General features: G+C 54.7%; 17 protein-coding genes and 1 pseudogene. 11 read left to right on the top strand and 7 right to left on the bottom strand.

What is annotated here, in order from left to right; translation table 11 throughout:
* Window positions 1-20 precede the first annotated feature (20 nt).
* The 4 genes from RBB77_RS01485 to RBB77_RS01470 all read left to right on the top strand — a co-directional run bounded on the left by RBB77_RS01485 (window position 21) and on the right by RBB77_RS01470 (window position 6,758).
* Window positions 21-1,451 (top strand): tetratricopeptide repeat protein, encoded by a 1,431-nt coding sequence (locus RBB77_RS01485; protein WP_353064414.1) that lies wholly within the window; start codon window positions 21-23, stop codon window positions 1,449-1,451.
* A 68-nt stretch (window positions 1,452-1,519) separates the two neighbouring features.
* Window positions 1,520-2,692 (top strand): hypothetical protein, encoded by a 1,173-nt coding sequence (locus RBB77_RS01480; RefSeq protein WP_353064412.1) that lies wholly within the window; start codon window positions 1,520-1,522, stop codon window positions 2,690-2,692.
* A 2-nt stretch (window positions 2,693-2,694) separates the two neighbouring features.
* On the top strand, window positions 2,695-3,903 hold the full coding sequence (locus RBB77_RS01475; RefSeq protein WP_353064411.1) for a hypothetical protein: 1,209 nt from the start codon (window positions 2,695-2,697) through the stop codon (window positions 3,901-3,903).
* A gap of 449 nt (window positions 3,904-4,352) precedes the next feature.
* Window positions 4,353-6,758, top strand: coding sequence for a glycoside hydrolase family 2 protein (locus RBB77_RS01470; RefSeq protein WP_353067711.1), 2,406 nt, complete (start codon window positions 4,353-4,355; stop codon window positions 6,756-6,758).
* 829 nt (window positions 6,759-7,587) lie between these two features.
* Here RBB77_RS01470 and RBB77_RS01465 read toward each other — a convergent pair.
* The 6 genes from RBB77_RS01465 to RBB77_RS01440 all read right to left on the bottom strand — a co-directional run bounded on the left by RBB77_RS01465 (window position 7,588) and on the right by RBB77_RS01440 (window position 11,513).
* Window positions 7,588-8,637, bottom strand: a complete 1,050-nt coding sequence (locus RBB77_RS01465; protein ID WP_353064410.1) for a hypothetical protein — start codon at window positions 8,635-8,637, stop codon at window positions 7,588-7,590.
* Window positions 8,601-9,194, bottom strand: coding sequence for a hypothetical protein (locus RBB77_RS01460; RefSeq protein ID WP_353064409.1), 594 nt, complete (start codon window positions 9,192-9,194; stop codon window positions 8,601-8,603). The genes RBB77_RS01465 and RBB77_RS01460 overlap by 37 nt, the downstream gene beginning before the upstream one ends.
* Window positions 9,128-10,021: a hypothetical protein gene (locus tag RBB77_RS01455; protein WP_353064408.1), complete on the bottom strand. Its 894-nt coding sequence runs from the start codon at window positions 10,019-10,021 to the stop codon at window positions 9,128-9,130. Before RBB77_RS01455 ends, RBB77_RS01460 begins: the two co-directional genes overlap by 67 nt.
* A complete protein-coding gene (locus RBB77_RS01450; protein ID WP_353064407.1) occupies window positions 10,018-10,410 on the bottom strand; it encodes a hypothetical protein in 393 nt (130 codons plus the stop codon). Before RBB77_RS01450 ends, RBB77_RS01455 begins: the two co-directional genes overlap by 4 nt.
* Window positions 10,407-10,958 carry a carboxypeptidase-like regulatory domain-containing protein gene (locus RBB77_RS01445; protein WP_353064406.1) on the bottom strand — a complete coding sequence of 184 codons (552 nt, stop codon included), beginning with the start codon at window positions 10,956-10,958 and terminating at the stop codon, window positions 10,407-10,409. Before RBB77_RS01445 ends, RBB77_RS01450 begins: the two co-directional genes overlap by 4 nt.
* A 270-nt stretch (window positions 10,959-11,228) precedes the next feature.
* On the bottom strand, window positions 11,229-11,513 hold the full coding sequence (locus RBB77_RS01440; protein WP_353064405.1) for a hypothetical protein: 285 nt from the start codon (window positions 11,511-11,513) through the stop codon (window positions 11,229-11,231).
* A gap of 261 nt (window positions 11,514-11,774) precedes the next feature.
* Here RBB77_RS01440 and RBB77_RS01435 point away from each other — a divergent pair, with 261 nt between their 5' ends.
* The 4 genes from RBB77_RS01435 (at window position 11,775) to RBB77_RS01420 (ending at window position 14,810) form a co-directional block, all read left to right on the top strand.
* Window positions 11,775-12,419 (top strand): TniQ family protein, encoded by a 645-nt coding sequence (locus RBB77_RS01435; protein WP_353064404.1) that lies wholly within the window; start codon window positions 11,775-11,777, stop codon window positions 12,417-12,419.
* Between the two features lie 681 nt (window positions 12,420-13,100).
* Complete coding sequence (locus RBB77_RS01430) at window positions 13,101-13,379, top strand: hypothetical protein (protein ID WP_353064403.1); 279 nt, start codon at window positions 13,101-13,103, stop codon at window positions 13,377-13,379.
* A gap of 289 nt (window positions 13,380-13,668) precedes the next feature.
* A complete protein-coding gene (locus tag RBB77_RS01425; RefSeq protein WP_353064402.1) occupies window positions 13,669-13,911 on the top strand; it encodes an alpha/beta fold hydrolase in 243 nt (80 codons plus the stop codon).
* A complete protein-coding gene (locus RBB77_RS01420; protein ID WP_353064401.1) occupies window positions 13,890-14,810 on the top strand; it encodes an alpha/beta fold hydrolase in 921 nt (306 codons plus the stop codon). The genes RBB77_RS01425 and RBB77_RS01420 overlap by 22 nt, the downstream gene beginning before the upstream one ends.
* Before the next feature lie 881 nt (window positions 14,811-15,691).
* On the opposite strand, the gene RBB77_RS01415 is transcribed toward RBB77_RS01420, so the two are convergent.
* Window positions 15,692-16,978, bottom strand: a complete 1,287-nt coding sequence (locus RBB77_RS01415) for a GDSL-type esterase/lipase family protein (protein ID WP_353064400.1) — start codon at window positions 16,976-16,978, stop codon at window positions 15,692-15,694.
* Between the two features lie 455 nt (window positions 16,979-17,433).
* Between RBB77_RS01415 and RBB77_RS01410 the strand changes: the two are divergent.
* From RBB77_RS01410 to RBB77_RS01400, 3 genes and pseudogenes are all read left to right on the top strand, one after another.
* Window positions 17,434-18,300: pseudogene (locus tag RBB77_RS01410) on the top strand (family 43 glycosylhydrolase); the annotation flags it as partial.
* A 74-nt stretch (window positions 18,301-18,374) separates the two neighbouring features.
* A complete protein-coding gene (locus RBB77_RS01405) occupies window positions 18,375-18,965 on the top strand; it encodes a hypothetical protein (protein WP_353064399.1) in 591 nt (196 codons plus the stop codon).
* A 375-nt stretch (window positions 18,966-19,340) separates the two neighbouring features.
* Complete coding sequence (locus tag RBB77_RS01400) at window positions 19,341-22,949, top strand: carboxypeptidase-like regulatory domain-containing protein (RefSeq protein ID WP_353064398.1); 3,609 nt, start codon at window positions 19,341-19,343, stop codon at window positions 22,947-22,949.
* The last annotated feature ends 86 nt before the right edge of the window (window positions 22,950-23,035 follow it).

The following is a 23,035-nucleotide window of genomic DNA, read 5'->3' as shown; positions in this document are numbered from 1 at the left end:
CGCGATGACAGAGGTGAACTGTGAGCAATAGGCCCCGGTTGCGGCTGGTAGTTCTTAGCAGCTCGCTTCTGGTTTGCTCGGCATTATCGGCCCAGCACGCGTTGGCCCAGGAGAACCCCAGCCAGAACCTTGACCAACAGTTTCAGTCTGCGTTAGCCCAATATCAAGCAGGAAAGCTTGCAGAAGCTTCCGCACAACTGGAGAGCCTCTCACCCCACGTCCCGAAGAGCTTTGAAGTCCACGAACTTCTGGGGCTGACCTACGCTGCGCAATTGAGGAACGAGAAAGCTATAGAGCAGCTCGAAATAGCCGTTCGACTAAAACCGGATTCCGCAGCTGCGAGAACGAATCTGGCAACAGCCCTTGCAGGTTCTGGGAAGCTGGAATTGGCCGAGACACAGTTTCGTAAAGCTCTCGCTCTTGAGCCGCGAGACTTCGACGCGAACCACAACCTGGCTGATTTCTACCTTCAGGCCAATAGGATGTCGGATGCGCTTCCTCTTCTCGAACAGGCGCGGCGAATCAATCCGTCCTCTTATAGCAACGGATACGATCTCGCTCTCACGTACGTTCTCATGGGGCGACGCAGCGACGCGCAGCAGCTCATCCAGACCATGATGCAACAGAGGAACACAGGCGAACTGCACAACCTGCTGGGTCAGATTGACGAGAAGGATGGCAAGTTCGTAGAGGCGGCGAACGAGTTCGAAATCGCTGCTCAAATGGATCCGAGTGAAGACAACCTCTTCACTTGGGGAAGTGAACTTCTCCTCCACAGAACATACGAGCCGGCTATCGATGTATTCCAGCAAGCAGCGAAGCGCTATCCAACTTCACCGCGACTGTTGATCGGCCTTGGCATGGCCTTGTACTCACGAGGTAGATACGAGGAGTCGATCAAATCCTTGTTGGCCGCAGCGGACCTCGATCCAACCGATCCCCGCTGCTATCTTTTTCTATCCAAGTCGTACCTTAGTTCGCCGAATCAGGCCGACGATGTAATTCAAAGGTTTCGACGCTACTCAGAGTTACAACCGAACAACGCGCTGGCCCAGTATTATTACGCCGTGAGTTTATGGAAGGGGAAACGGCTCGAAGAAACCAGCGTAGATTTTCACGCCGTGGAATCTCTGCTGCAAAAGTCGATTGCATTGGATGGAACACTTGCCGACGCACACCTGCAGTTAGGCATCCTCTACGCAGACCAGCACGAGTCAGCTAAATCGCTGCCGGAGTATCAGCGCGCTTTGGAACTAAATCCCAATCTCTCAGATGCCCACTACCGCCTCGGGCAATATTATGTTCGGGCCGGGCAGAAAGATCAGGCACAGAAAGAATTTGCTATATATCAGCAGCTTCAGGCGCAACATATGGCCGCAGTGGACAAGGAGAGGGCCGACGTCCAACAGTTTGTGTATTCGGCGAAGCCCGCATCCGTCACCAAGCCTTGAGTATTGCGCTTCGACGATTGGAAAGTAAACGAACGATAGAGACCGAAAGATCATTAGGTGGATTTCAGTTGAAGGCTTCATCATTCAGCAACGCGATACCGGCCCGACACGAAGTGGCTTGTCATCTGGGCCTCACCAGACGCGAATTTCTGCGCACGACGGCTGGCCTTGCACTCGGAAGTACCCTCACAACCGCTAGTCCGTTTGTGTATGGAGAGGCCGCGGCGAAGAAGCGAAAAGTCATCGTCATCACGTTTGGAGGGGGCGCTCGCGATCAGGAGACGTTTGCCCCGGATGGACAGCAAAATATTCCACACATGCTTCAGGAGCTAGCTCCGCAGTCCAGCTTCTTCACCCAGGTGATGAACCAGGGAATACTCGGTCACTATGTGGCGACCGCAAGTCTTGCGACGGGCGTCTACGAAACGCTCAACAACTTTTCGGCAGTTCCACCCGAACATCCGACCGTGTTCGAATACTTTCGCAAGGATCTAAATCGCCCATCCTCCAGCGCGTGGGTGGTCGCGCCCAGCAACGGATTTAATCGGATCGGTGAGAGCGACTATCGCTCCTATGGTCCCGGGCTGGGCGCCAAAGTCATCTTGCCAAAACATCTACTGAGCGCGGCGACGTCCGGATCGACGGACTACAACCACTTGCTGCATGACAACTACGAAACCCCGCTCTACGCGCCGCAGATCGGAGGGGGCGAATTCGAACTGCAGCAGATGGAAAGAATATTGAAGCTCTCCGTCGATGATTTCATGGCACATGCACGAACGGTCTCGAGCCCGGACGAGCTTTCTGTCTACGTCGCAAAACGTCTGATGCAGCAGGAGTCGCCCAATCTGCTCTGGATCACGATGCACGATATCGACATCGCTCACTCCGGCGCCTACTCGCTCTACGTTGACGCTATTCGACGCACGGACCGTCTCTGCGCAGAGCTATGGAAGGTTGTTCAAGCCGAACCCGAATACGCGGGGAACACGACGATGTTCATCCTCCCGGACTTTGGACGTGACGCTGATGAGGACGCCGGCGGCAATGGATTTCAGCATCATCGCACCGGTGACGCAGCGTCACGCACCACTTGGATGTTGACATTGGGCGCAGGCGTTAGGCCGGGAATGGTATATGATCGCCCATTGCAATCGATTGATCTCGTCCCCACCCTCGGCGCGATAATGGGCTTCTCGCCGAAGCTGTCACAAGGCGTCCCGATTCACGAATTGTTGTAGTTATGTTGCCAAGCGACCTCAAACCCGAACAGTTTGCCGCGTATCCACCCAAAGCAGGGAAGCTCGCTGTAGCTCACCTGAGCATATTGCAACAGCTGCCCATTAGCTTCGTGCCTAGTTTGCTGCGAGAGGTCATCGACTACGACTTCAAGTTCCCCGCGGAGCGCGCTGCAATCGATCAGGAGCTTGGCACGCTCAGCTCTCTGACGCCGACGCAACTGAAAGATTGGTTTCAAGCATTCTCGCAACTTTCGCTCTCACCGAAGCTTGAAAAACTCAATTGGGTCAACCAGCCGGCCCAATTTGTCGAACAGCTCTCAGCCTACCTTTGGACAACCCATCAACTCGATGCGTACAGGGAGGCAGCCTTAGCTTACGGGAGTCGTATTCAAAAAACGACGCCGTCTGAACCGATCGCAATACGCAGACTGGGAATTGCGATCGTGGGGCAGGGCGTTGTCTCGTATGACGAACCTCTTTTTCTCAACCTTCGCAAGCACGGCACCTATTTCAAGCAGATCAAGCCGGAAAACGGAGTGGAGCTCTTGCTGGCTGCAGTCGAAGCCAGGGCAAAGGCTCACCCGCTGCCCTATGGACATTGGTACGTCGATGGAGGGCAGGCAGCCAATCATAGTTCGTTGGTCAGCTCTGTTTCGTATCAACAGATGGAACCCGTACGCGCCGCATTGTTGAAGAACATGCAGGCTGAGATTGAAAAGCCGGGAATGGGCCCGGAAGAACTGCGCACACATATGGCACGTCTATCTCCGACCGACCTTGGAATCGGCAAATCAGGAGACGAGGTGCTGGAACGGTTTAAAGTCAGGCTGCTCACAGAGGGGTCCGGCACCCAGATATTCAGCACGACCTTTGTCCAATGGACGGCGCGCGAAGTATTGCGACGGGCGCAGGCGCACACCTTACTCGTACGCTTTGCCCCACGGCAACGGCAGAGGCCAATGAACGAACTGCTGTCAGACAGCAGCAGCCGTTCCGAGTTCGATCCCGTCGGCTCCCTCGTCGATGCAGACATGGCAGCCTACTATCAGTGGATCAACCAGCAGCGACTCCCCCAATCCGAACAGTCTTCGTTCCTGGTGTGGTTTGAAGGCCATAATCAAGCCCTTGTGGTTTCCCCGTCCCTGCCTCGAGGCACCGAGTCAAGCTCCGCCCTTGATCTGCAAGGGTTGCTCTCACTAGCTACCGGATAAACCGGACAATCCCGACCGCAGGAGCTAGTTTTCCGACTACACCGGCTTCGGGACTTCAATCAAAGTGCATTGACCGTCGCAGCTACCAGAACATGGTGGCTCTAAAATTGCTTACTGCGTACGAAATTCCGAAACGAGAATACCCAAAATAAATCCAGAATTTGTGTCACATTTTTGTGCATTCGAAACGCGGCTGCTTAAGTACCACGTTCACCACGCATTCCACCACAAATTGACCATCAAAACACCACGATCTAACACTCGTTTTCGCGAAAACGCCAGCAAGACACACAAATTCATCGGCTAAAAAACATTTCTCGTTTTCACGTAGATTTTGCTTCTTCCTGAGCTTTTAGCGGAACTGTAAAACTCAAAAAAATGAAGGCATTCCAGCCACCAGCTAGCCCTATTTATAAGTAGAATTTGGCATGGCTGATTTTCCTAATTTGATGGATAGACGCGATTTCCTCCGCACAGCAGGAACCCTACTGGCAGCGTCGACACTACCCGGTATTTCCGTCTTCGCCGAAGAAGTTCCCACATACGGACGAGCGATTTTTTCGATTAACCGCAGTTGGCGATACCATCCTGCACAAGTCGCTGGTGCCGAAAGCCCTGAGTTTGACGACTCATCTTTCGAGCGAGTGGTTATCCCACACACAAACATAAGCCTTCCGTGGCACAGCTTCGACGACAAAGACTACGAGTTCATCTCGACCTATCGCCGCCGCTTCAAGACACCGCCTGGTTCTCAAGGTAAACGTATCTTCGTGGACTTCGAAGGTGCCATGACGGCCTCGATCGTGTGGATCAACGGCATCACACTTGGTGAATATAAAGGCGGTTTTACACCGTTTTCCTTTGAATTAACCCCGCACATGAGGAAAGACGGCGAGAACGTCCTCGTTGTGCAGTTAGACTCTACTGAAAGAAGCGACATCCCACCGTTCGGCAACGAAATTGATTACCTGACCTTCGGTGGCATTTACCGCGAAGTCTCGTTGCGCGTAGTGCCAAGCCTTTATCTGGACAATATCTTCGCGCATCCGAAGAACGTGCTAAGTGCTAAACCCACGCTCGATGTGGACTGCTTTCTCGCCGGTACGTCTCCTCGCGGTGATCTGGTGCTTGAGGCAGAGTTACTCGACGGAGAACGTACTCTCGCAAAGACAAGCAAGACTTTCAAAGTATCGACGGGCAGTGATCCGAATGCAGCGGCCGACCCGACCACAAGCGCTCCGGTCTACTCGAGCACGGAGTCGGTCGATGACCCCGCGAAGCAGACGCTATCTTTTAAAGAGATTGACGGGGTAAAGCTCTGGGATATAGCAACGCCAAACCTTTACACCGTCCGGGTACGTCTCCTGCACGCGGGAAAGATCATGGACGAGGACAGCCGTCGCATCGGTTTCCGCGACGCTACCTTCACTGATCACGGGTTCTCCTTGAACGGCAAAATCATTAAGCTGCGCGGCCTTGACCGCCACCAGACTTTTCCGTTCGTTGGTCAGGCGATGCCCGCCCGCGTACAACGTCAGGACGCAAAGATTCTTCGCCATACTCTCCACTGCAACATCGTTCGGACCTCTCACTACCCGCAGTCCCGGCATTTCTTGGATTGCTGTGACGAGATCGGTCTGCTTGTGCTCGAGGAGATTCCGGGTTGGCAACACATCGGCCCCGAGCCGTGGAAGCTCGTCGCCATTGATAATGTCGGGCGCATGGTCCGGCGGGACTGGAACCATCCGTCGATCATCCTCTGGGGTGTGCGAATCAATGAATCTCCAGACGATCACAGCTTCTACACTCGCACCAACGCGCTTTCCCACGCACTGGATACGACTCGGCAAACGGGCGGCATTCGTAACTTCAAAGAGTCGGAGCTTTTGGAGGATGTGTTCACCATTAACGACTTCGGCTTCCCGTTGAGAAAGCCGAATCATCCCCTGTACCTCAATACCGAATTCGTTGGACACACTTTTCCCACCAAGTCGACCGACGACGACGAACGCCAGCGTGAACACACGTTGCGGCACGCTCGAATCCACAACCAGCTCGCATCTGACCCGCAGTTCGCGGGCGGCATCGGATGGTGTGCATTTGACTACAACACACACGCGAACTTCGGGGCAGGGGATCGCATCTGCTACCACGGCGTGACGGACATCTTCCGAGAGCTCAAACCTGCCGGGGGCTTTTATAAGTCGCAGTGCGACCCCACCGAGCAGATTGTTCTCGAACCAGCCTTCCATTGGGCCAATAGTGATGAGTCGACCAACTTCACCAAGGCCGTCGTCTGCTCGAACTGCGATCATCTGAAGTTCTATGAGCGTACCGACAGCCTGGTAACGAGTTCATGGGACCTGATCGCGGAACTCGATCCCGACCGAGGGGAGTTTGATCACCTGAAGTACCCACCCTTTATCCTCGATCGCAGTCAGGTAAAGCGAACTAACCGGCATGGTTGGGGGGATCTCAGGATCGATGGCTACCTGCAGGGGAAGCAGGTAGCGTCTAAAACCCTGTCCGGACTGGGCGTCGACCAGAAGTTTGCTCTGCTAGCCGACGACACAATGCTCCATGCTGACGGCGCTGACACGACACGCGTGGTGATGCGAGTAACAGACGAGTTTGGAGCCATGCGAACCTATGCAAACGATCCTGTCGTCTTCAAACTGGAAGGTTCTGCAAGCTTGATCGGAGATAATCCCTTCGCGTTGATCGGAGGAACAGGCGCCGTTTGGTTACGGGCTAAGGAACAGGAAGGAACAGTTCGGCTAACAGCAACTCATCCGCGTCTTGGCTCCCAGACCATTGAACTAAATCTCACCGCAGTCGCAGCAGAACCCCTCTAGGCGCTGGTGTTTCATAGACATCTCGATCCCGGCGGGGCGCGAGGTTTCGCATCGGCGGACATGGCGGTGAAAACACATAGTAGGCCGTTTGGGGAGATTTTGTTGTTCCTCAGACGGTCTACGTGTCTGATTAGGATGAGCTTATAAGCCGATTCGCTGCCTTGCTGGCCGGCTGCGAAAGCGAACTTGGAGAAGATGGGGGAGCGGAGGACAGGCGATACGTCAGAGGCTGCGTCCACGACGAAAGGCTTTCCTGCTAAATTTTTCGCGTCGAAGGAGAGCGCGATGGGACGAGCACGGTAGGGATGGTGGTGATCCCTCCCTGAACTGAGTCGCGGCCTGCGAGAGTGTAGGAACTCTGGCCGGCGGAGTGCTCGAAGGATGGCACGGTGCCTTGTGCGTGCGCCGATTTGAGGACAGGTCAAAAAGAAAGAGCAGGCAAATCGACTTAATTCGCATATCTGGAGTCACAACCTCAGATTCGGGACGAAGATGTGTGCAACCAGCTTCTGTCATGCAAGGCCGGATTAGCAATAGGTGTGGCGTCCACAGGGACGTCGCCTGATTTCTTTCGCAGAGAGTGGTCTGGACGCAGGAGAACTTTCGCACCCAGGACCGTTTTACTCGACTGCAATCGAAAATGACATGCCTAAAAAGTCGTCTTATCGCAATTTCGAGCTGCCGGCTGCCATCCGAGAGTGAACTTGCCGCAAACCCCGTTTTCAGAGAATACCGACTTACGTTACTAGTCGCGGCGCGGCCGCGATTTCACGTGGACGGTCTACACCCCGGATCGCTATGGTCAGCGCCAACTGCGGAGTGTCTCTGCTTAGAACGAGATGCGAGCACTCAATTGAATTTGGCGAGCTGGATCCATCGCATCCGTGATCGTTCTGAAGCCTGCAGTATTCACGAACCGGTTCGGCGTATCCAAGGTCACTTTGTTCAAAGCGTCATAGACTTCGCCGCGAAGTTCGAAGTTCGTCTTCTCGGTGATCGGAAAGGTCCGCATCAGCGCGAAGTCCAAGCTCTGCATACCCGGCCCATAGACTGAGTTCCGACCCACGTTGCCGAAGGTATAGGCGGAAGGAGCGGCGAACGCTGCTGTATTGAACCACTCGTTCGCGTTGCGGGTGCCCTGGCTGAACACTGGTTTTCCGGTATCGTTTGCCCGGATCGGATTTTCGCCGAGTGCCGTTCCCGCATTGGCGGTGTCGCCGAAGACAGAGATTGTCAGCGGGTAGCCGGTCTGAATCTGATAGATCAGGGACAAACGCCAGCCCTCTGTCGCGACTTCTGCAAACCGTGATTCCTTCCATGTAGGGATGTCGTAGACGCCGGTCAGCGCAAAGCGATGACGTATATCGCAGGCGGGTCCCTTCTCAGCGTCCAGATCGTTGTTGTTCTGTGAAATTGCAGATTCATACATAGGTGACCTGAAGTCTGGTGCATTCGAAAGATTTTTCGCGTAGGTATAGTTTGCGACGAGCGATAGCCCGCGTCCATATCTGTGGCTGAATGTGACGTAGCCCGCGTCGTACCAGTTTTGCGCGCTGTTCTCGAGGAGGTTAATGGTGCTGACCGGCGTGACGAGTGGGCTTGCCGGGTTCAACACCTGAATGTTCGAAGGCAAAACGGTTCCAGGGACAAAGCTCATGGATTTAACGGGACGCCGCGGCTGAATCAGACCAGGGCCGGGCAGAGCATTGTTGATCAGGTGGGCGCGTTGAAGATGCCATCCGCCGGAACCAATGTAGCCGATCTCAATTGTTGTTTTCTGGCCGAGAGTCTTCTCGAGTGAGGTGCTCCATCGCTGGATGTATTGCGGAGAGGGGTGAGGGCTCATTGCCGTGAAACTGACGACCGTTTTGCCGAGCACTGGTTGTCCGAAGTTATAGTTCCCGATTGCGGCGGTTGGGGTGTAGTTGTCGCTCTGTGCCGTCTCCGGGAAGACGTATGGAATGTTGTGACGCTATCGACGGGAGTGAAGAAAACGCCGTAGGCCGCATGCAAGACCAATCCAAGGGAACCGAAGGTCTGGGCGAGGCCGAACCTCGGTGCAAAGTTCTTTCCGTTGGGGTACATCAGTCCCCGCGGGTATCCATTCTGTCCGCCAATGAATGGTTGCGGCACCCCCGTGCTGAGATCGAGGTTGCTGTTGGTATAGGTCACGCCCCAGAGCGCGCTCATGTACTCATAACGAACGCCATAATTGATGGTCGTCGACGGGGTGATTCTCCAAGTGTCCTGCGCGAAGCCATCGGCGTACCACTGACGCAGATTCATCTGTGGAACGCCGGCCTGCCGCTGCCTGACTACGGGCATGCCTAGCAGGAAGCTCGCCAGCGCGGAGCCGGTGCCGTCGTTGGTCAAGGTTTGTGTGGTGAAGCCGATGGTGAACTGGTAGTAGCCACGGTTCTGAAAGAAGCCCCACATCGGCCAGATGTACCACCGGTAAACGCCGCCGAATTTGAGGTGTGCTTACCTGTTTGGAAAGTGAGCGAATCACGCCCTTCGATGATCGTGTCCCACGCATGCATCGGCGTGGCCGAGTAGCTGTCGCCAAAGGGCGAGTATTCCTGCACCGTGAAGTAAGGAGCACCCCAAGCCCCGGGGCCGCCAAATCCTACACCCTGAATTCCCAATTGATCGACGATATCGTTTTTGTTCGCGCTCTCGGTTGTGTGATTCATGCTAAGCCGCGAGATGGCCAGCGTAGCGGTGTTCAACATGCGCGACGATAGGACGGTGCTGAGACCAAGCACTCCCTGCTGCGCGAGATTGTCGTGGTAATAGCCGAACCCGGGAAGGTTCTCCGGGATGAATCCATGTTCACCCTGAGCGCTGTAACGGATAAAGGCTGTGCTGCCCCTGTTGAAGTCGTGATCGACGCGAATCGCTCCCTGATCGGTGTAGTGGAGCTCCTTGCGTAGATCGAGGTAGTTGTTGGAGTCGTTTCCAGCCCCTACAACTGTGGGCTGCCCGTTCATATTCATACCCATCATGCCGCTCATCTGGTTGGGTTGAGGCACGTATTGGCGGAGCATGGTCAACGATGCCGAATTTAACTCGCCGGGCGGAATCACGTTTAGCTTGCCGTTGTATTCAAACTGCTTTCGCAAAGACTGCGGGTTTGAAGCACTGATGGGAAGCGCAGGGTTGTAGGCAGGATTGGCATGCGTCGAGTTCGGGTCATAGATGTCCACTCCACTGTCGCTGAAGTCTCCCGAAGCCTCTTCTGCAGTGGGGACTGTGTCGGTCATGGATCTGCCGCGGACCTGCGCAAACCGTCGTAGTTCACGAAGAAGAACGTGTGTTTATAGATCGGGCCGCCGACGGCTCCGCCAAAGTTGTTCTGGACCAGGTGCTTGGTCATGCCCATCGAGCCAAAGGAGAAAGCATCCATTGCTCCGTTGCGCAAAAACTCATAGGCTGTGCCGTGAAATGCGTTCGTTCCGGAGCGCGTGGCGATGTTGATCTGGCCTCCGCCTGCGCCGCCCATATCGGCTGAGTAACTTCCAAGCTGAACCTGAAACTCCTGAACCATGTCCGGATTCGGGTTCAGGTTCTGTGTGTTGAACGTAGGATCGGTATTGGTCGCTCCATCCAGCAAGAAGTAGTTTGCATTGGGCCGAGCGCCCGCAATGCTCACGGAGAAAACTGTCCAGGCCGCCAATACAAAGGATTCACGTTACCTTGCTGCGCGCCCATGCTCACGTGGGCTCCGGGCACGGTGGCGACGAGATCGATAAGCTGCCTTCCATTCAAGGGTAACTGTTGCACGGAGTCGCGATCGACAACTGCACCGACGGTGGCGTCGGCAGTACGAAGTAGCTCGCCGTTGACACCGACATTGACCGCCAGTGTCACGGGCCCGAGAGAGAGTGAGATATCGAGCGTGGCCTTTTGCCCCACTTCCAGTTGCAGTGACTGCTTGGTTGTGGCAAACCCGTTCTTGTCGATCTCTACCTGATATCCGCCTGGCTGCAGACCTCCCGCCACATAGAGGCCCGCGTTGTCGGTCGTCACATCGCGTACCGCACCAGTGAGGTCGGAAGTTACGCGCACCTTCGCTCCTGGCACGGGTAGATGCTGCGGATCGGTGACCTCTCCCCGCAAGGTCGCGTAGTTGCTTTGAGCCTGTGACGCCATTGTGATCAGCGTGAGGAAAAGGGACAACGGCGCCAACCACTTGAACATGGTGATTCCTCTCGATCCAAAGAATGTGGTGAAATAAGCTGCCAGCACGATAACAACCGCCGACCTTGTTTCGCGACCACCTCATGGACGGCTCCAAGTTCAATCTTTCGATCTAGCCGAAGCTCTAATCACGCTTCGATCAGTAATGAGAAAGCGCACGTTTTGTGTCGACTGATCACCAGCCATCTAGTTCCCGCAAAGTCCGGTTTTCGCAACTTCAGTCTCTACATTGCCAATAACACCGTTTCCTGGGAACCTGTCCGTATATAGTCACTTCTTTTGGTCGGGGGACAAAGCCAACTGCTTAGCTACGTTGCGCAATGTCTTGTGCGAGACGATACAGCCCCCCATCGTAGCCAACTCATCGTTGGCGTTTGGAAGAGCCGCATAAAGTTCGTTGAACCTAGGTGTCGAGAGCTTTCGGATGCCAGTCAGGGCATAGGCCTTTGCTTCAAGATCACCCTTGGTATACACGTTCGGCGCTCGCGAAGTCTCGGTACAGTTCCCGGCAACGGACTCGTGCCGGTCCGTCGCCTCGTGTTTACTGATGATCATCCATGATTTACCTGGTCTACAGTCATTTGGCAATAACAGGCCGCGTCAAGTTATTCAGGTCGGTCTATTTCGGCACGTTACCGAATATCCAGCTTCTTTCGTACCCAGTTGCCGTGAAGCCAGTCTCCCGTATCGCTGAAGAATTCCATCTGGTATCCAATAGCTCTGAGCTCAGTACAGAATAACGTTGTAGATTGAGCTCGAAATCGGCCTTCCAGTACGAAATAGCGTTGTACGCGGCCAGCCAGATAAGGGGTGACGATGGTGTCAAATCTCTTACCATGGCACCCGCGCCGTCTTAACGACGAGATTTTGTCATCCTGGATTCTCAGGATTGCAGCCGGGAATAACGTGTCCGTTAGAAGCCTTTGTGCATGGCTTGGGAACGACCAACCTGTTGCAGCGTTGGATCGCATGGCGTACACAAGTCCGTTCATAGACTCCATCGCGGAGGCGATTGGAGTCGAAAAAGAACAGGTAATCGAATGCCTTCCCTCTAGCCTTCATGGACTGTCCAGGACACCGGTCTATCGATCACTGGGGGGAGCCGCGCCTATGCCGTGGCGTCTATGCCAAGGCGGGTCATACGGTCTCATGGGTAAACCAGTATTGCCCAGCTTGTCTTGGGGAGAATGGTCACCATCAGCTTCCGTAGTCTATCGCCATATACACCTGCTGTTTAAGGCACAATTGCTTCCCACGAGAAAGCTGTCCACACTGCGGACAACCATTTCGAAGTGCGTCTCGATTTCTCAACTCGGCCTTCGTTCGTTCAGAAAAGGACCTGCAGCAATGCGCATACTGCAATCGATCAGTCGCAAATTACGCGCCATCCGAGCGAACGGGCAAGAAAATTTTGAGACTGTGTCACGTGCTGGGCTCATTGGTCAGGAAATCCAGTTGTGAGAGTTTTTTTGGGGTGTTGGCGAGACTTCTCTACGTTATGTGCCGTCCGTCTACCTTAGCGGAGAACCTGAGGGCGCAAATTTTACCAGACTCACACCAAATGACTTCCAGACATCAGAGTGGAGCGCCGATGAATTTCGAATACTTCGATGTGAAATCGAGAGCCTATATGCTCCAGGCAGTTGTGAGTCTCTTCGCAGACTGGCCAAATTACTTAATTGAGACCCTTAGACTGACAAATCCATTGCATTATCATCTGCATTTATCTAATCATCTGCCAAATTGGTACGAACGGGCGGAAAGGGTTGCAATGATTCCAAACTCTAAGCCCAACCCATCGGAGAGAGAAAACTTCTTCATGTCGCGACTCGACAAGGTTGGATAGCGGCTGTTCAATTGGCCGAAGAGATCCGTAATACTGCAGATTTTGTTCATGGCAAGCCCGCGTAACGGTCACACGCGCAGAGCAGCATCGCGGCGTAAATTCTCGATTAGTAGTAAAGCCATCGACCACTATCTACGTTCTCCGATCAGATGCCGTGGAAACTTACATCGCTCTCAAATCAAGACACCTCGTTGGTAGTAGGTATCCTATTTGCCTTTTAGGTCCGGTTTCGATTGAACTGCAAGGCGAAGGAAACAAATCGCTGAGGAGGGCTGTCCAAATCCTTTAGCAAAGCGTTGTATTCTACAGCTCGCGACTCCCAAGCCAGCGTCAACCGGTTCCGCAGGCTCATCGAGACTCTCGTCCGGCAGGGGCTCATTCGGCTGAATGAAAAAGAGACGAACGAAAAAAAGCTCCCACGCTACGAGCTGACGGACGACGGACGAGAGTTTCGCCGCGCTACCGCAGCCACACCGGTTCACCGCGAGAAGGCCGTGAGGCCATTAAGGGACTCATGGAGCGGGTTCGTACTGTCAATGACGATGATCGCTTTCTTTACCAAGTCACGACTATAGTCCTTTACTACCCAGAGCGCGTACGCACGCTTCTGATTACCAACTGCGATGTCGATACCGACAGCCCGCCGCCTCCGTTCGTTCCGCTGATCGACCTCGCCGACAAACATGCACTCGTTGACCGCTTTCTCCGCAGGTCGCCGATAAGGCGATCGCGCGTTCGCCTAGGGGACTCGGCGGCGCATACACCTGGCCGGACCGGCTGACGGAGGAGACCATCGACATCTACCTGCGGCCGCTGGTCGACGACCCCGACAGCAAGGCCAAGCTCGAGCAGTACACCTCCTCGTTGCGCGCCAATCCTCTGCCGTCGGCACGCGATGCGCTCTGCCGCTGGCGCGGGCCTGCGCGCATCGTCTGGGGCATGAAGGATTCGTTCTTCGATCCAAAGTCTGCCGACTGGCTCGATAAGAATCTTCCCGGGTCGCGCGGTATCCGACGCCTCGAAGAAGCAAATCTCTTCTTCCCCGAGGAAATGCCTGACGTGATCGCCGAGGAGGCGATTGTTTTGTGGAAGAAGAGCCACGCATAGTCGGATTGCTTGTTCTCTACGTAAAAGACATGCATCGTGAAAGGAGAATCATGCCTTACATTCACGCACAGGATGGCACACGCCTCTTCTATTCCACCTGGGGCACGGGCGAGCCCGTCCTTTTTATCCACGGCGGCAACGTCGGCTCCGGCGTCTGGGACTTTCAGGTTCCCGCGCTCGTCGCCAAGGGCTTTGAATGCATCACCTATGACCAGCGGGGCTTCGACCGCTCCGACGTCTCTGCGACGGATTACAGCATCGGCACGCTCGCCGGTGATCTCGACGCGCTCATCGGACATCTTGACCGGCCCAACCTCTCGGCCGTAACGCTGTCGTTCGGCGGATGCGTGCTAGCGAGATATCTAAAACAATACGGCAGTGAGCAGGTGAAGCGAGCTGCGCTCGTCTCGACGGTGGCGCCGTTTCCTTGCCGCAGCGAAGACAACCCCGACGGCCTCGATCCCGAGCAAGCCTACGAGCCCTTCCTACGCGGCATGATCGAAGACCGTGCACAGACCTTCCTCGACAGCCTCGATCTGTTCTTCAACCCTGAAGGCGCGGAGAATCCAGTCACCGAGGGCGCACGCACGTGGATCATGAATTTTGGCCTGCGTAATCCGCTTGTATCCATGCTCGAGATCTATCGTGCGAGTTTTTTCGAGGGCGTACGCGCCGACATGAGTGCTTTCACCATGCCGACGTTGCTCGTCCATGGTGAAGCCGATGTCTTCGCGCCGCTTACTGCAACAGCGGCATGCGCTCAGCGGATGATCTTCGATGGCAGGCTGATCACCTATCCCGGCGCATCGCACGGCCTGATGTTCACGCACCGCAACCGCTTGAATCGCGATCTCGGAGAATTCCTGAAAAGTGCTTTGGAGCGGCGGTCGGCAGCGTAATCGAGTAGGAGAGCAAAAAAGACGTGAGGTTTTCGGGAGAAATTTCAAAAACGAAAAGGTCTCCGCGGTACTGCACCTTATCGTTATCTTCGTGGACGGTGTCCTTCGTCTCCGTCTCTTTTGCGCGGTCCTGAGCATTGTTCCTGGACGCCCCACTCGGGTTTGCGGTGAGTTGGTGCCTTCTTTGTTTTGTCGTAGTCCTGACGTATCGCCTCTTCTTTACAGAAGCTGATTTTCATCGCGAAGGAATTCCAAACCTTCGATCTGAACTGCGGAAACAAAAGATTTCGGAACAACAAAGCCTGAGAGGATCAGACGGGAGTACTCATTCACATTGATGCTTCAGAAGCTAATCTCTTTTTCGTTATGGATGGAAGGACCCCACCTCGGACTAGCTGACGAACGACCTCGGCACGACATCTGTCACTTGGTTGAAGCTTGGGGCGTATCGAAACTCTTCACTGTTTGATCTGACTGCATCCTTTACTATGAACATCGGCAGATCAGGATCCAGTATTTCTGTGTTCGGAATGACGGCTATCTTGGCGAAGTATATGGAGGCGGTATTTGATCAAGGTCTCTTCGAGCTCCCGCTCTCGATACTCCTCCACCGTCCGGGAGTCAATGAACTCTGTGTGGCGCCGGGGCGTCGCAGCTTGGTGAACAAACCGGCCCCGGTTACTCCCTACATGAACGCGATGAAACCGTTGTTTGCCATATCGTTCTCCCCTGTAGATCAAGGCGTTCAAGGGCACCTTTCGATAGAGTTGCGGCGGCGAGCGAGATTGTATTCATCGTGATCTCCAGATTATGTGAGATTCAGAACCCTGAATCTCACTCTCTGAACTTATGCGTTCTATGCACTTGACGACCTATTGGTTTTACCGAAATGCCTGCAGGAGCGCGTCCGCCCAGATTTCGTAACCGGCATTGCTTGGGTGCACGCCGTCCGGCATTAGCGACCCGGGCAGGGTCTGATCTGGTGCGAGAAACTTCGGTCCGAGATCGACGACTTTGATGCCTGGTTTGTTTGCGAAATGTTCGACCAGAAGCTGATTGACCCGACGAATTGGTTCACGTAGCGGATTGTCTGGGGCGAAGCCGCGTGGAAAGATGGACATCAGAATAATCGAGCTGGTCTGAGAACGATCCTTCAACTCGCGGCAGATTTCCTCGATGCCGTCAACGACCTCAGCCGGTGAACTGGCGCGTGCGTTCGCAGTTCCAGTCAGATTGTTGGTACCGATGTTCACGATGATGAAGTCGGGATGAAGTCCATCGAACTCGCCCTGACGAAGCCGCCAGAGAACATTTTGTGTACGGTCCCAGCCAAAGCCGAGATTAAGTACAGGTTTATCGCCGAAGGCATGCTGCCATGCGGGCCCGCCGTTGACGTGTGATGCGGCTGGTGCACCTGCCCAGAAATGGGTGATCGAGTCGCCGATGAGGACGATGCGCGGATCCATCGTCGTTCCAGTAGCCAGTTCGGCGTGGTGCCGAGCGTACCAGTCGTAGGAGTCCTGTTCGAGACGCTCGACAGGGATCAGAGCCGTATTGATATCTGTCATCGACTCGAGAGATCTGCGTGGCTTCTCGCTCAATAAGCGCGCTAATGTAGGCTCGATTGCCTCAGCCATCATGTACTGACCCTTTGTGTCGGGATGCAGTGCACCGGGATGGCCGGGCAGTCGCGGATCATAGTAGATGGCGGAATTGAGCCTGCCATTCACAAAGAAAATGCTACTGATATCGAGATATGTGACACGTGGGTTCTCTGAATAAACGCGAGCGAGATAGCGATTGACCTCTTGATCTACAGCTGTTTTTTGCGGTGAAACGTCACTCGGAAGCAAGCCTATCAGCACGATGTGTGTCGAAGGGAGATGCTGTTCTACTTCGGCAACGACTGCGTCGATGCCAACCTGGGTCTGAACGGCGTTTTGGTTCGCTACGCCGGTATTGTTCGTGCCGATCAGGACGACGACTACCTTAGGAGATAAACCGCAGAGTTCTCCATTTTTTAGGCGCCAGAGTAGATTGGCGGTTGTATCTCCGCTGAAGCCGAGGTTAATGGCGTTGCGTGCCGCGTAAAAAGTCTGCCAGGTGGGTTGAAAGTTCTCGTCAGGGGGTCTCGACTTCTCATAGTTCTGTGTGATCGAGTCACCCAAGAGTAAAAGTGGCGTATCTGGATGTACTTTGATTGCCTGAAGAACATCAAGGTGTCGCTGGGCCCACCAGGGTTCACCTAAGCGGTCAATCGGAACCGCGCCAAGATTTGCTTGCGGAGGAGTTTGAGTCGAAGCCACACCGATCAAAACAAATAGCAGAGCGAGCAAGCGACCGACACAATGCATGGAACCTAATATATAAGAGACCAGACGTCGACTAGAGTGTCCGGAAAAGCCTTAGCATTCTTGAAGCCGCGAATGCGGCCGTTTTTTTGCCAATTGCTAAACGAAATATTAAACACTCGAAGGCACGGACAATGCTGCTTTAGCCAAGGCTACGAGGATCCGAGTTTTCGTCTGGAACATGACAAGTGTTAGCTTTTATTTTTTTATCAGCAATCAGCGACCAAAAGGTTCAGGAGCAAATTCATGGCAGTTTTACTTCAGGCTCACGCATGATCACGCGTCATCGTTTCTTCTGCGACGCATCAGCAGCGTCGATCGCATTCAGTCTCGCGCCAGGTCTGCGAGCCCTATCCGCAGAGATCCTGCGCAGCGTTTACACCAATCCCATTATGGGCGGAGACCATCCCGACGCTAGTCCGATCCGGGTTGGCAACGAGTTCTACCTCACTCACTCCAGCTTTGACTATGCCCCGGGTCTGCTCATCTGGCACTCGCTCGACCTCGTTAACTGGAAGCCCGTTGCCGCCGCATTGCGTCGATACTACGGCAGCGTTTGGGCGCCGTACCTCTGCGAGTATCAGGACCACTTCTATATTTACTTCCCCGCCAACAACCGCCTCTTCGTCGTTCACACCTCACATCCCGCCGGCCCATGGAGCGAGCCCATCGACCTCGGCGTCTCTGCCATCGACCCCGCGCACATCGCCGACAATGGCCGCCGGTTTCTTTATATGAACGGTGGCCAGATGCTCGAGCTCACGCCTGACGGTCTCGCTGTAAGGTCCCCACCTCGCGCAGCCTTCGAACCCTGGCCTATACCTTCATCCACGCGGATCGAATGCACCTGCCTTGAGGGCCCTAAGCTACTCGAGCACAATGGGTATTTCTACTTGAACGTTGCCGAAGGGGGTACCGGGGGACCTGCCACCAGCCACTCCGTCATCAGTGCTCGGAGCCGCCACGCCGAAGGTCCTTGGGAGTTCTCTCCCTATAACCCCATCGTCCATACGCAATCGCGAGATGACCGCTGGCTAAGCCTTGGCCACGGCCGCCTCGTCGATACTCCCGACGGCAAGTGGTACATGACTGTGCATTCTTATGAGAACGGCTATCGCACCCTCGGCCGCCAGCTCCTGCTCCTTCCCATCGCTGGACAGCAGACGGTTGGTTCCGCGAGCAACCGGAAGCCGGCGCTGATTCAGCCATTTCCATGCCCGTACCCGGCCGAAGCCAGCAACCATTCTTTGACCCATCGGACGAGTTCGTCACTAGAGACCTTGGCCTTCAATGGGCCTTCTGGCATCAATACGATTCGACGCGTTTTGATACTGGAAAGGGCTACCTCCGCCTTAATGCTCAGGGCAAGGGTCTAACCGACACATCCGTCCTTGCCGTACCCATGGGAGGCCACTCTTACACGATCGAAATCGATGTTGCGGTCGATCCCGGCTGCGAAGCCGGCCTCCTCCTCTTCTACAACCCCGAGCACGCAACCGGCGTCACACTGGGCCCTCAAGGCTTGAAGATTCGATTAGGCAACGGCCTAGTCTTCAACCACGCACTAGCCAATCCCACCCGCGCAACCGTTCGCATCGTCAATGACCGCCAGGAGATCGACTTTTACTTTTGCTTGCTCGATCAACCGTGGCAGCGTACGCAGGAATCTGCCGAGATCTCCGGAATGCACCACAACATTCTGGGCGGTTTTCTGGACGTTCGACCTGCCCTCTCAGCCTGGGGGACTGGCGGCGCCACTTTCCGCAACTTCCGCTTCTGGCCCGAATTGAAGATTCCCACTTAATTTTTTTTTGCGTCACGTCTGCATGCAGCGCGGCTATGCTGTGCACTCTTTTATTTATTCCTCGTCCCCTATTTAAATTATTGTACTCACGGCTGGGTTCCCTAAAGTTCATTGGCGTAAACAATGTCTGTTTTGCGCAGACCACCTGAGGCCGCATTGGCTCAGCTCATGACCCCTCTATGCCGGTTAATCCCTGTCGAAAATTACAGAAGAAAGAGAGTTTTTGGCTGTTTAAACTTCCCAGTTGACTGTTTCTGTTTGCGTGTACTATGCTCATTCCGATTTTGTACAGGACTAAATCTATTCCTTGACAGAGAACTATGCATCAGCAATTAGTTCGGGTCACAAAAAAATTGAAGTGAAAGAGGCCGCACCATGCTTTACACAACGTCTAACCTCCAACTCAAGTGGAGCCTCGCCTTACTGGTCTTGCTGGCCGTCGGCTTGCTCGGGACCTCACCCCATCTGCAGGCGCAGACGACTGCCAGTCTCTCGGGCAATGTCGTTGATACAACCGGTGCGGTGATCCCGGGAGCAACGGTCACCCTCACCAACACTGCAAGCAGGGACAAACGCGACGTCACGTCCAACTCATCCGGCTACTTCACCTTTGCCGGCGTCATCCCCGGAACCTACACGGTGGAGATTGCGGCGCCAGGTTTCCGTGGGTTCCGCCAGGATAATGTGAGCGTCGACCCAGGCGACGTACGAAATCTCAACAACCTTAGCCTCATCGTTGGCGGCACAACCGACACTGTTACTGTAGAAAGCGCTGTCAACGAGATTGCGCCGCAGGACTCCGGCGAGCGCTCGGCACTGTTGAGCGCGAAAGACATTGAGCGACTTCCTATCGAAAGTCGCAACCTCTCTGAGCTGCTAAAAATTCTTCCGGGAACCACGACCACCGCGAGCGGCACGGGCAACGGGCCCGGTTTCGATTTCAGTGATAACGGATCTTCCGGTTCTGCGGTCGGAGTAGGTCTCAACACCAACGGCGCGCCCTATCGTGGAGGCACGGCCTATCTTCTGGATGGCGCAAGCATCATCGATCCCGGTTGTGCGTGCTGGTCCATAGCGACTGTGAATCCTGATATGACACAAGAAGTAAAGGTACAGACCTCCAACTTTGGAGCTGATGCGGCCCAGGGCCCCGTTGTCATTAATGTGATCAGCCGCTCCGGCTCGTCGGAGTTCCATGGTCAAGGATATTTCTATGCGCGCAACAGTGTGCTGAATGCTAACACCTGGCAAGACAAGCACAGCACAACCCCAACGGCACGGCCGGACGCTTCTTACTATTATCCGGGTGGTAGCGTGGGGGGGCCGATCCTTATTCCGCACACTGACTTTAATCACGGCCGCAAACTGCTTTTCTGGGCTGGGTTCGAAGATTTTCGTCAGACTCTTCCATCGGCCTCCCCTCTAACCTCTTATGTGCCGACGGCAGCGATGCGCGCGGGCAACTTCAGCCTCAGCGATCCGGACAATGCAGCGCTCTGCGCTACGAGCACAGGAAACGACTTCTGCCAGTCGCTGAACGGCGGCTTTGCTCCGGATGGAACTAAGCTGAGCGGCACACAGATTCCTACGCAGTATCTCGATCCAGGTGCTCTGGCGTTACTGAAGCTCTTCCCCCAGCCCAATACGGATCCTTCGAGCAACGGCAGCGGCTACAACTACTTTTTGCAGACGACCAATGTCCACAATGGATATATCTACCGCGGCCGCGTGGACTATAACCTTAGCGACAAAAACAAGTTATTCGTGAGCTATCAATACGGAAGCGACTCCGAGACCAGCCTCGCGCATATCTATTACACCCCCGCCAATGCCGTCGCTTATCCTGGCGGCCCCCTCGTAAGCGCCGTCCATTCTCACGTGTTGAGCGGCAGCTACATTCATGTCTTTAATTCCGCAGCGACCAACGAACTACGCGTCGCAGTGGGCTGGCTCGACAATCCGTTCTCAACCTCTAACGTGAAGGCGATGGAGATCTCTACCCTCGGCTATCCGTACGGCACCGTTTACAACAACGCTTCTCAGCTTGTGCCGTCAATTAACTCGCCGGGAGCCCGTACGCTGCCTGATATCTCGCAGCCGGACCTGTTCGGAAATGGCGGAGTGTTCCCCACCAACAAGAAGGCTCCGTCGGTAGCCGACGATGTCACGTTCGTGTATAGGACTCATACGTTCAAGATGGGCGGTTATTGGAGCCGGTCGGGCAACAAGCAGGGTACATATGGATCTCCCAATGGGGCACTCTCGTTTGCAAGCGGAGCAAAGACTGATCAGGTGACTGGCTTGACCATTGGCACGGTCAACCCGCTGGCAAACTTTCTAATGGGCATCACCAGTGGTTTCACACAGAACAACAGTAGTCCCACTGACGACATGGCCTACACGACGGCCGCCGGTTACTTCCTCGATAACTGGAAGACTACCCGTCACTTGACCCTCAATCTCGGACTTCGTCTCGAACACCTTGGTCGATGGCAGGACAACACGGGCAACGGACTTGCAGTGTGGGAGCCTAGTCGCTATGCGGCCGACGTCAGCGCAGGTAAGGTTTACCCCGGAGTGTACTGGCATGCAATCGATGGATCCGTGCCTAACGGAGGATCTCCCGTACAGACGATCTTCCTCGAGCCTCGTCTTGGACTTGCCTACGATGTTAGGGGCAATGGTGAGACCGTTGTACGCGGGGGCTGGGCGGCCTATCGTTGGAACGATCAGTACAACGACTATGCTGGTCCGCTTCAGACATCGCTCGGGGTCAAGACGTACAACTCCAGCAACAACCAGGCAATCACGCTCAAAGAGGTTGCAGCGCTCGGTGCGAATTCAGCATCTCTCGGCTCTCTGCCTTCGAGTGTGTATGCAACAGATCAGTCTGACGATAAGGTTGGCGTGACCTATGCTTACAACCTGACGATCTCACAGCGTATCCCGCGCAACATGCTGCTCGAGATAGCTTATGTTGGGAACCAGACTCAGAACATCCTCATGGGTGGGCAGAGCAACGGCTCAGGGGTAGGCGGCGCAAACTTCGTCAACCAGAACAAAATTCCGCTTGGCGGTCTTTTCAGACCAGATCCTATTACTGGCGCTCCTGCACCGGTCGATCCAGAGAATGTTCCTAACATCGCGGATTACTTTCCTTACTACAAGGGTTACGGAACAAACGCAATTTCGGTCAACACCCACTCGGGTTATGCGAACTATAACGGTGCACAGGTTAGTTTGCTACGACAGGCGGGTCGTGCAACATTCAATATCAACTACACCTACTCGAAGTCGCTTGGCATTGTTGGGAGTACTCTCGATGCATTCAATGTAGCCAACAACTACGGTGTCTTGAACATCGATCGCCCGCATGTCGTCAACACTTCTTACGCCTTCGATCTTGGCTCACCAGTTCACGGTCACCTCCTCGCCGGAGGATTTGTTAACGGTTGGACGCTCTCCGGTACCACCACCTGGCAGTCAGGTGGCAACCTGCAGGCAAATACGAGCCAGAACCTCGGTTTGACGATCGAGAACACCACGCTTGGCCACACCGTGGGGTCGTCCACTTTCTACGGGACGCCATTCAACAGTGTGCTGCCGATCACCATCTGCAATCCGACTGCGGGCCTAAAAAACAATCAGCACGTCAACCTCGATTGCTTCACCGCGCCACAGATCGGGCAGGTGGGAGACCGTCAGGCCCCGTATCTTAGCGGCCCATCCTTCTTCGACTCCGATCTCGGCATTTACAAGAGTTTCCACATCACGGAGAGCCAGGCGTTAGAGATTCGTGGATCGGCTTTCAACTTCCTCAACCACCCTTTGCCCGGCTACAGTACCTCGGATCTGGTGACGCTGAAGCTTCAGACTCCAAATAACAGTTCCTTCGCATCCCAGGTCTCTAATGTCGACCGTGGCATTACCGACGCGAAGTACACTCAACGCACTCTGTTGCTTGCAATCAAGTACCACTTCTAGCGCAGATGTTCTTGCTTGCTGGACTGGACGAGCTCTGTCGCTATCTGCCCTGCCGGCCGGGCTCGTCTCATGTTTTCTCTACAACC

It is taken from the genome of Tunturibacter psychrotolerans, assembly GCF_040359615.1.
Lineage (GTDB): Bacteria > Acidobacteriota > Terriglobia > Terriglobales > Acidobacteriaceae > Edaphobacter > Edaphobacter psychrotolerans.
The sequence above is the reverse complement of the archived record's forward strand: the minus strand, read 5'-3'. Positions and strand labels throughout refer to the sequence as shown.

Excerpts from the sequence above, each read along its gene's own strand:
- RBB77_RS01440 (WP_353064405.1), bottom strand. The coding sequence starts at position 11,513 with ATGATCATCAGTAAACACGAGGCGACGGACCGGCACGAGTCCGTTGCC.
- RBB77_RS01405 (WP_353064399.1), top strand. The coding sequence starts at position 18,375 with ATGCCCGTACCCGGCCGAAGCCAGCAACCATTCTTTGACCCATCGGAC.
- RBB77_RS01400 (WP_353064398.1), top strand. The coding sequence starts at position 19,341 with ATGCTTTACACAACGTCTAACCTCCAACTCAAGTGGAGCCTCGCCTTA.
- RBB77_RS01460 (WP_353064409.1), bottom strand. The coding sequence starts at position 9,194 with ATGTGGGGCTTCTTTCAGAACCGTGGCTACTACCAGTTCACCATCGGC.
- RBB77_RS01475 (WP_353064411.1), top strand. The coding sequence starts at position 2,695 with ATGTTGCCAAGCGACCTCAAACCCGAACAGTTTGCCGCGTATCCACCC.
- RBB77_RS01445 (WP_353064406.1), bottom strand. The coding sequence starts at position 10,958 with ATGTTCAAGTGGTTGGCGCCGTTGTCCCTTTTCCTCACGCTGATCACA.
- RBB77_RS01470 (WP_353067711.1), top strand. The coding sequence starts at position 4,353 with ATGGATAGACGCGATTTCCTCCGCACAGCAGGAACCCTACTGGCAGCG.
- RBB77_RS01455 (WP_353064408.1), bottom strand. The coding sequence starts at position 10,021 with ATGACCGACACAGTCCCCACTGCAGAAGAGGCTTCGGGAGACTTCAGC.
- RBB77_RS01435 (WP_353064404.1), top strand. The coding sequence starts at position 11,775 with ATGGTGTCAAATCTCTTACCATGGCACCCGCGCCGTCTTAACGACGAG.